The following is a 10,003-nucleotide window of genomic DNA, read 5'->3' as shown; positions in this document are numbered from 1 at the left end:
GCTGAGAGTTTAAGCGATGATGCAAAACGTGCAATGTAATCAGCAGGGTTTGAAGGCAAAATGTTAATGCCAAGCTCACGAGTAACAAAACGATAGGTTCTTCCTACTTCTTTTTTGTCAATACCTGAGCTTTCTGAGAGTTCATCAAGGGTTCGTGGTACTTCGTGTCTTCTGCAAGCAGCGTAGAGTGATCCTGCTACGACGGACTCCATTGATCTTCCGCGTACAAGTCCTCTTTGAACGGCAAGTGTGTAGATTCTTGCCGCTTCTTCTTCAACTGATTTGGGAAGTTTGAGAATTGATGAGACTCGTTTAAGTTCTGCAAGAGCAAGTTTAAGGTTTCTCTCAATTGCTGTTGATATACGGTATTGCCATTTTCTTAATCTGAAGAACTTGTTTTTGTCTTTTGATCCGAGTTTATAGAGATCTGCTTTTTGACCTACTTCTGTTCCTAGTCCCTGATCGTACTGTGTGTAGGTCATAGGGGCGCCTGTTCGGCGTTTGGATTCTGACACATCAGAGTCAAAATCTCTCCATTCTTGTGAGAAATCTACTAGTTTTTCTTCTACTACGAGACCACAGTCTCGGCAAATAACTTCTCCTTTTTCGTGATTGACGAAGAGGTTGATAGAACCACATTCTTCGCATTTTTTTACCATTTCAGCCATATTAAAAGCTCCTAAAAAGCAACACCACCCCAAGCGATTGCTTTTTAAATTTACTAGTTTCCTGCACCAGTGATGGCACAAGTTTTATATATTTGATAAGAACTATTATATAAATCTTTCGAAGATATTTATAAAGAAAGAGCATATTTTCGCAATTTTGATATGTATATTGGAGAATATACCTCATCCCATATTATAAGAACCTTTATAAATAAACTTTAAAGAATCCATCATCACTTGCCACCGTCGCATAACCTGGTATTGCGCTGGACTTGAAACCTCGATTTCAGGACAAGCGATCCAGTTTCCTCACGGATATCTCGGTTCAAATCCGGGCGGTGGCGCCATTTTCTTCAACAGTAATAGAACAGGAGTGAGGTTTCCTCACGGATACGAAGGCGTAAGCCTGAGCTCACCAAGCTTTGCTTGGGGTTGTCTCGTTCAAATCCGGGCGGTGGCGCCATTTTCTTTAACAGTTGTTCAAAGAAATAAGAAATCCTCCTCTTTTTTCTGTCAACGCTTTATTAAGTTTGCATTATCCGTTTTAAAAACAATGCCAAAAAAATCCTCTCTTGAAACTCTTGTAGATTCACTTGCTAACGGAAGCGTCCTACGCGATCTCTTCAACTTCACAAGACACTTCTCTCGTAGCAGTATGGAGGAGATGCGAGCACATCTTGACTTTAGTGATCTGCAATCATTTTATCGCCTTGCTACACACATCATTGAGCAGAGTCACGATATTATTGAACTTGTTGATTTAAAGCGTCAAGAATTTGTTTATGTCAATCCTCAATTTACCTCTGTCTTTGGTTACGAACAGCATGAAGTCATTGGGAAGAGTCCCGCACAGCTCTTACGATCAGGGGAACACCCTGAAGAATTCTACCAAGAATTCTATGAAACTATTCGAAAAGGGGAAACCTGGTCTGCTGAAGTCACTTCAAGAACAAAATCCGGAGAACTTGTTACCCTGGAGACACTTGCAAGTTCTATACGAACACAAGGAGAAGTAACGCATTACGTTGTCATCAAACATGACATCAGCGAACGCAAACGACATGAAGCAACAAAACGCCAAAGTCAAAAAGAGCTTGCAATGCTTGCAAACACACATCCCCTCACCAAACTTCCCAACAAACGCATGTTCACTCAAAGCCTTGAGCACACCATCAAGAAGAGTGAAAGAACTGGCGAGTCATTTTCCGTCTTCTTTCTTGATCTTGATAATTTCAAGACAGTCAATGATGCTTACGGACATCAAGAAGGAGATAGATTTCTTATTGAGATAAGTAAACGGCTTGAGCGACAATTACAAAATGAAGAGCTAGTAGCGCATGTTGGAGGAGATGAATATGCTCTAATCAGCAAACTAAGTGATCGTAACGATCTCCTCGAAGTAGGAAAGCTCATACTGCGTACTGTTGAGCAACCCGTTGAGGGAATTAATGTACAGGTCACATCAAGCATTGGTGTTGCTGTGTATCCTCGAGATGCAAAGACAAGTGAAGAGCTTATGCGTTGCGCCGATCTTGCACAATACCATGTCAAAGAGAGCGGAAAAAGAGGGATTGAGATCTTTAATGAAGACCTGCGAAGAAAACTTCACGCAGAACAAGAATCAAAAGATCTTGCACTTCTCGCATTACGAGAACCCGAGCGCATCGTTCCACTCTACCACCCGATTATTGATAGAGACGGTATTGTTCAAGGAGCAGAGGCTCTTATGACTATTCGAGACAAGAATGGAAAGATTCGACGAGCGGCAGAGTTCATTAATACAGCATCAAAAATGAGGGAATTTTCTCATCTTAACTGGTTCATGTATCATCAAGTTCTGCAAGATCTAGATAGTCTTGCAAAACGAGGAATTTACAGCAGGATGAGCGTTAACATGCCCAAACGTATGATTGCAGATCCTGCATTTGTTGAAGAGATAGAGAGCTATCGTAAAGGAACTGCGGTAAGACCATCACAAATTGTACTTGAACTTACTGAGAGGGGTTATGATCATTCAAGAGAAGAATTACCCAAGAATCTTGAACGTTTAAGAGAACAAGGATACTGCGTTGCTCTTGATGATTTTGGAAAAGGCAATAATAATCTTGATAGTTTGTTGTTGCCTGTCGATTATATCAAGATAGATCATGAAGTGACTAAAAACATTCTTGTTGATGAGCAAAGTCTCAAAAAAGTTCAGCTCATCCTTACTGCAAGTACGCTCTTTGACTACCCGCTCATTGTTGAAGGTGTTCGTAGCGAAGAGATGCTCATACAATTAAGAGGTCTCGGAGTGCAGTATTTCCAAGGCAATTATATCTCACGACCAGTGCAACTCTCAACGTATCGCAAGAAAGCAGGGCGAAGAATTGTTGAGTTTAACGCATAACTATTTATAGTTGCTAAACATTCTCTTACAATACCTATAAAGAAACAAGAACATAATCTGTTTTTGTCAATGAGTTTATTATGATACTCATCCTACTCTGGTTCGGACTCTTACTCTCACTCTACGCAGTGTTTGTTAATTATCGTCTTAACGCTTCAGGAAAATACCAACCTCTTTGCGACTTCTCACCCACGATTTCCTGCTCAAAAGCATTCACCAGCACCTATGCTAGAACCTTTGGAACTTTCAACGGATTGGTTGGTGTTATCGGATATGTTGCTTTGACCCTTGCTTATGTATACATGCCCGCTCTTTTTGTCATAGGGGTTTACATTGCGTTTCTTATGAGCATCTACCTTCTCTTCATTCTCCTTTTTCGACTCCATACGTATTGCATCGTCTGTTTTAGCATCTACTTGGTGAATTTCTTGCTCTTCATCCTAACATTAATAAACCTGTGAAAAGAAGGCGTGTTTTGTGACATCAGAACTACGAGAAGAAGTGGAAAAAGAACGTTATGAACGCGTGCTCAAAAAGCTTCGGCGTTTAAAAAAACTTGAAGAAAACGCTTCACTAGATCTTTATTCTTCCTAAGTAACAATAGAATCTTTGTAACCCTTCCTGTACAGTTTATAAATAAAATCAGAACATCTAAATACTTCTTTTCCTTATCTCTCCAATGAGCCGTACAGGGATTCTTCGTAGTGTGTTGTAAAAAGGTTCAAGGGGGATAAGATGAACTGGCAAGAAGAACTGCGTAAAGATGTAGAACGAGCTCGCATAGAACACTACCTACAAAAATATGGCGAGCTTAATCATTTAGAAGAGGAAGAGTAATCTTCCTCATTCTTCTTTTCCTACTTTTTTTGAAAGTAAAGATACGCGTAGAGCAATCCAGCAACTGCAAAAAACACAAGGGAAGAAACAAAGCCCAGTATCACACCAACAAATAAGGAAAGAATCAGAAGAATAAACACTATTGCTAAACTCTTAGAAACCAATAGTGAATTCATGTCCTTTGACCTTTTCAGTTGCACAATGTTGCGCTTCTACTTTTGGAACAAAGCTTATCTGAGAACACCCGCACTTCTCCTTAATAACCTCTTTGTGAAGTTTAAGCATCTCTATTAATTCAGAATCTCCTGAGATTTGAAGTGAGATTTCATCAGTCTTACTCAAACCTGCTTCTTTACGTAAAGATTGGATGCGACGCATCACTTCTCTTGCATAGCCTTCCGCATCAAGCTCGTGCGTTCTTAGCGTGTCAAGATAGGTAAAACCACCTCTTATTTCTCCGAGAATCCACTGGTCAGGAACGTTCTTTGAAAAAATAAAATGATTTCTTGTAAGTCTTACTTCCTGGCCTTCAACATCAAGGACAAGCTCATCTTCATTTACCATGAGTTCTTCGCGACGAAGACTATTCACATGTTCCACTATTTTACTTGCAAGTTTTCCAAATTCCGGTCCGATTTTAGCAAAGTTAGGTTTTACTTCTTCTGTTGCTTGATCAAACTTGTCGGTAATAGTGAGTTTCTTCACATTGGTTTGTGTCTTGATAAGATCTGCCATTAGCGTTGCTGCGTTTCGTACTTGTTCATCTCCTTCAACAACAACTTCTCCAACAGGCCATCTCACACCAAGCTTTGCTTTCTCGCGTGAGGCAAGAATACTCTCAATGATTTTACCGCCAATAAAGAAGACTTCTTCAATCTCCTCGTCGATAAGTGCTTCTTCAACACGAGGCCATTCAAAGAGTGTAATAGACTCCTCAGGGAAGTCAAAAACAGCTTTAAGATTAAGATACATCTGTTCTGCAATGAAAGGACACACAATGCTTAACATTTTAAGCGTTTCAAGAAGAGTTAAAAGAACCGTTTCAAAAATAACCTGTTTTTCCTCAGGGGTACCAAGAACACTTTTCTCTCTTACAAATTGGATGTAGGTGCGAGAGAGTTCAAGAAAAAGATCCTCTATGAGGCGAGGAACTCTGTGAAGTTCATAATTTTCAAGATGTGCTGTTACATCTCGAATCGTGGAGAACAGTTTGGAGATCATGTATTTTTGTAAAAGTTCATCTACATTTGCTTTAAGCTCTCCAGTTACAGTGAAATTATTGGTTTTAGCAAAATCAATAAGCCAATTATGAACATTCCACAATACTTGGAGATTTCTTGACTTGAGCTTTACTTCATCCCAAGAAAAACTCATATCTTCTCCAGCAGTGATTTCAATAGTGTAATAACGAAGAGTATCTGCTCCATATTTTGTTATGATCTCATAAGGAGAAACAATGTTTCCCTTAGATTTAGACATTTTTTCTCCTTCAAAATCCGTTATGAATCCGTGCATATACACGTTTTTGAAAGAGGGTTTTTTCATGGTAATCATGGAAGCAACCATGAGAAGATTAAACCACCCTCTGATTTGGTCTTTACCTTCTAGAATAAAATCTGCAGGGAAAAATCTCTCAAAAAAATCTTTTCTTTGAGGATAGTCAAGAGCATTCCATGAAGCTGATCCCGCATCTATCCAAACATCAAGAACATCAGGAATACGTTTGTATTGTTTACCGTCTTTTTCAATAATCACCTCGTCAATGTACGGTTTATGCAGGTTTTCAATAGTTTGTCCAGAGAGTTCTTCAAGTTCTTGTTGAGAGCCTATGACGAGGTAATCGCTTGGATCGTCTACATTTTTCCAAATGGGAACAGGCGTCCCAAAATAACGCTGCTTGGTAATAGAATTATCCCGAAGATTTTCCAACCATGAATTGAATGCATTTTTTCCACTTTGAGGTACCCAATGAATATCCTTGTTTGCTTCAATCATGTTTTCTTTAAGATCCTCTACGCGAAAGAACCACTGGGTTGTTGCTCTGAAAACGACTGGTGCGTTTGTTCTCTCTGAGAAAGGATAGTCGTGGCGATATGTTTGTTTTGCAAGTACTGCATCTCCAAGTAAGCTTATGAATTCTTTGTCATCTTCTTTTGCTCTGAGTCCTTTAAACTCGCCTGCTTCCTCACTAAATGAGCCGTCTTCTTTAAGAAGATTGAATGCGGGAAGACCGTTTGCATGACCCACTTCATAGTCTTCTGGACCGCATCCAGGAGCGCAGTGAACAAGACCTGTTCCTGCTTGAGTTGTAACGTATTCTTTTGAGAGTACAACGGTGTGTGTTTTAGGAGCCTCTTTTTCAATGCTAGTATAATTAATTTTATCAGCAAAAGGATGTTCGTATTTGAGTCCTTCAAGATCGACTCCTCGAACTTCTTCTACGATGATAAGTTCTTTTTTTAGTCTGTGTACTATAAAGTCTTCTGCAAGATCTTTTGCTACGATGTATAGTTCTCCATCAACATCACATTTTACATAGGTGATGTCAGGGTTAACCATGATCGCTAAGTTGAAGGGAATTGTCCAAGGTGTTGTGGTCCAGATGACGAGGTATTCATTGTCTGTTCCCACAACTTTGAATTTAACAAAAATTGCCTGATCAGTAACTTCTTTGTAGACCACTTCATGTTTTGCAAGTGCGGTTTCTCCAACAGGATCCCACATCATTGTTTTCTTGCCCTCATAGAGTCTACCTTCTTCGTGAGCACGTTTGACAAGCCACCAGATATTTGACATGTAGGAGTTATTGATAGGTTTGTATGCGTTTTCAAAATCCATCCACACACCTAAGCGTTTGAAGTCTTTATCCATTGCATCTGCTTTTTCTTTAGAGAATGCAATACAGGCCTCAACAAATTTGTCCACTCCAAACTTTTCAATGTCTTTTTTTGATGCGAGGTTATGAGCTGCTTGAACTTTGTTCTCAGTAGGAAGTCCGTGCATATCGTACCCTGCACGATCAAAAACGTCAAAACCTCTCATTCGTTTGTAGCGAAGAAGCAGATCCTTTGCGGATTTATTCCACGCATGTCCTAGGTGAATTGCACCAGAGGTGTAGGGAGGTCCATCAAGAAAGTAAAATTTCTCTCCTCCTTTGTTGCGCTCTTCAAGTTTTTTCTTAATGTTTTGAGCGTCCCAAAAGGTAAGAACTGATTCCTCTACTTGTTCAAAATCGTACTTGGACATAAGAGGGCATAGAATAGAGGGAGTTTATAAAAGTTCACCCTCTTACTTTGTTCCGAATTTTTGCGCATACATTTCTTGAGATCGTTTTACGTCTTTTTTCGCCTCTTCTGCTCCGAATACGTCAAAGACCTGAACTTCTTTTCCTTGAAGACGCTTGTAGGTTGCGAAAAACTCCTTAATCTCTTTGAGTAAGTGTTGCGGGATATGTTCAATGTCGTCCCACTCTGCGCATCGGGGATCATTTGCGTGTACGGCGATGATTTTATCATCGCGCTCTCCATCATCAATCATGCGAAGAACACCTATTACTTTCACAGAACAAAGTGTTCCTGGGAAGGTAGGTTCGTAAGTGATAACTACAACATCAAGAGGATCTCCGTCATCCCAGAGGGTTTGAGGAACAAACCCATAATCACCAGGATAATGTACAGCGGACCACAACACGCGATCACGCATCATAAGTCCTGTCTCTTTGTCAAGTTCGTATTTTACACGGGATTCTTTTGGAATCTCTACAATCATGTTTATTTCGTGAGGTGCGTTTTCACCAATTTCTACATCGTGCCAACTGTTAAAGACCATAAAAGCAACTGAGCAAACAAGGTGTTTTTAAAGGTTGTGTATGTAGTATGTATGCTATAAGGGGACAGGCTAGGAAGGGATTGTTTTTCACGAAATGGTATCTGCTCTTATCTGCGTGTGTTCTGCATGGTTGAGTATGCGGGGTTCTGGGTGCGATTGCTAGCATGGTTCATTGATATGCTTCTTGTGTTTTTGAGATTGTGCTCAGAGAGTTTGCATGTTTGCATCATGCGTTAATCAGGGGTGCTTAGAAAAATGATTGTAAACTGCTTTGATTTCTTTTATCAGCTAGTTGTTTTACATCAATGTTAAACACTTCAAAAATGCGCTCAACTGCGGGAATGACTTGATTATCAATGTAATATTCCGCATCATAATCTCCTTCTGGAGTAAGTTCCGGTACGCTTACCCTATCGCTGATTTTTCCTTTTCCAGGACGCACAATGTATCTAATAAAACTTCCAGGCTCAACACGCTCCCCTCTTTGTCTCATCTGTCTTGCAACCGCGACATGAGGTCCAATTGAAGCATAGTCTTCAATGGGTTTTGTGAGTTGGGTTACGATAACAAGTTTTTCATTAGGGATTTTTTTCTCTCGCAGATTTTTAATGACTTCTTTAAGGTAGCTTGTTGCTTCTTGAGTGTTCTTTGTGCGTAGAAGGGTTTTAATTACTTGAGTTTGCACTTCCTTTGCAATATAGCTGGTATTTCTTCGTACCGCTTCAAATCCTTTGATGATAACATTTCCTTGCTCATCACAAAGTGCGTAGCGTTTCTTCGCTCCCCCTTCTTCTCCGCGTGCTGAGACGAAAAGAGCTGTTTTGTAAAATCCTTCAGGTTCAAGCTCCATCATTTCAGGAAGCTCTGCGTTAATTCTGTCAACAAAGTCCATGGCTTCTTCATAGGTTCTACCATCAAGAGTTATGAAAATAGAATCGGTGTCTGAGTAAATCACTTTGAATCCTTCTGCTTCTGCTTTGTTGATAACTTGATGGATGTGATATCTTCCATAAGCAGTTACTGCTGCTGCGCATTCTTTGGAGTACCAACGCGCTCCAAAAAAACCTAAATATCCGTAAAAAGAGTTAAGAAGTATTTTTAGTGAATACTGTCGTGCATCAAGTAGTTTTTTCTTTTTTTCATCAGCAGTTTTCATCATGGCTTTTATACGTCCACGACGATTCATGATCTCTTCAAGAATGGTTGAGAAAAACCCGTCACGGTCTGTTGCAAACCACATATCAGGATGCCCTGGCACAATTTCTTTGTGTTCGCTTGGAGCGTTGAGTGTTTCTGGAGAGATGTTGTGTGCAACGATAATGCTAGGATACAGTGATCGGAAATCAAACACTACCACATCATCATAAATGCCTGGTTTGGGTTCATAGACAAAGGCGCCTTCAACGTGTTGTCCTTGTCGCTCATAGAGTGTTGTTCTTCCCGGTTTGTTTGGAATGAGCATATTTACTTCTTGGGCACGTTTTATCAAGTACCACTCAACGAATTGTGCAAACCGCATCTTTACAATATCGGCAATTGGCAAAGATATGAGTTTTACAAATTCCACAATATTAGGCATAAGCATTTGGGTGATTTCATATGTTAGTTGAGAGTCTTTAAGACAATATTTTGCAAATTCTGCTAGTTTTGGATCTGAATTATCCCAATATTCTGCGAGGTTTTCAATATCTATCTCGTTTTTTTTCTCACCTAAAAGTTCTTGTGCAACAGCGTCGAGTTTAAGGGAATCTGTTTTGAGATTCATCCTTGTTACTCTTCGTATGAAATTAAGAATATCTAGGTGAATGATCCCCGTCATTTCAACAGAGGATTGGTTTCCTCTTCCAAAGCGAGGAGAAGTATAATCAAGATTTATGTCAAGTTTTATTTTATGTTTTTGTGCGCGTTTGAGAATATAGGGAAAATCAAAGCCGTCTGAAAAATATCCTGTGAGGATATCTGGTTGTTTTACATTAACGTACTGTGCGAATTTTTTGAGAAGTTCTTCTTCGTTTTCAACGACTTCAACACTAGGACCATAACCGTTAACATCTTTCCAGGTAATAACTTTTTCAAAACCTGCTCCGTATAACGAGAGTTGGATAATGGGGTGCTGGGCAGGATCTGACATTTGTTTGTTTGGATTGTATGTTTCAATATCAAATGCGAGTAGTGTGGGCTGCGTGTAGGTGGTATCATCAAGTTGGGCAATTGATTTGAGAGTGTAACAAGTAACTCTGCTGTTTTCCACGCGTTTTTCTACTTCTGCTGTGCACAGCGT

General features: G+C 39.8%; 7 protein-coding genes and 1 tRNA gene. 3 read left to right on the top strand and 5 right to left on the bottom strand.

The genetic code is table 11. The features are described from left to right. Together D6774_00300 and D6774_00295 are read right to left on the bottom strand one after the other, a co-directional pair. On the bottom strand, positions 1-668 hold a 668-nt coding region (locus D6774_00300), incomplete at its 3' end, for a hypothetical protein (GenBank protein ID RME78704.1). A 1-nt stretch (position 669) separates the two neighbouring features. After that, a complete protein-coding gene (locus D6774_00295; protein RME78703.1) occupies positions 670-855 on the bottom strand; it encodes a hypothetical protein in 186 nt (61 codons plus the stop codon). Positions 856-907: 52 nt separating this feature from the next. On the opposite strand from D6774_00295, the gene D6774_00290 reads away from it, so the two are divergent. The 3 genes from D6774_00290 to D6774_00280 all read left to right on the top strand — a co-directional run bounded on the left by D6774_00290 (position 908) and on the right by D6774_00280 (position 3,518). Then, positions 908-1,015, top strand: a tRNA-Ser gene (locus tag D6774_00290). Between the two features lie 206 nt (positions 1,016-1,221). After that, the gene (locus tag D6774_00285; protein RME78702.1) at positions 1,222-3,057 is read left to right on the top strand and encodes an EAL domain-containing protein; all 1,836 of its coding nucleotides are present in this window, start codon (positions 1,222-1,224) and stop codon (positions 3,055-3,057) included. Positions 3,058-3,137: 80 nt separating this feature from the next. After that, entirely contained in the window at positions 3,138-3,518 is a 381-nt protein-coding gene (locus tag D6774_00280) for a hypothetical protein (protein ID RME78701.1), read from the top strand. Positions 3,519-4,047: 529 nt separating this feature from the next. On the opposite strand, the gene D6774_00275 is transcribed toward D6774_00280, so the two are convergent. From D6774_00275 to D6774_00265, 3 genes are all read right to left on the bottom strand, one after another. Beyond that, positions 4,048-7,140 (bottom strand): isoleucine--tRNA ligase, encoded by a 3,093-nt coding sequence (locus tag D6774_00275; protein ID RME78700.1) that lies wholly within the window; start codon positions 7,138-7,140, stop codon positions 4,048-4,050. A 42-nt stretch (positions 7,141-7,182) separates the two neighbouring features. Then, a complete protein-coding gene (locus D6774_00270) occupies positions 7,183-7,722 on the bottom strand; it encodes an inorganic diphosphatase (GenBank protein RME78699.1) in 540 nt (179 codons plus the stop codon). 247 nt (positions 7,723-7,969) lie between these two features. Further along, positions 7,970-10,003, bottom strand: a 2,034-nt coding sequence (locus D6774_00265) for a DNA polymerase (GenBank protein RME78698.1), incomplete at its 5' end; no start/stop codon positions are given.

It is taken from the genome of Candidatus Woesearchaeota archaeon (assembly GCA_003695435.1).
Taxonomy (GTDB): Archaea; Nanobdellota; Nanobdellia; order Woesearchaeales; family UBA11576; genus J101.
Note: the sequence above shows the minus strand (reverse complement) of the source record. Positions and strands in the feature narration are given on the sequence as shown.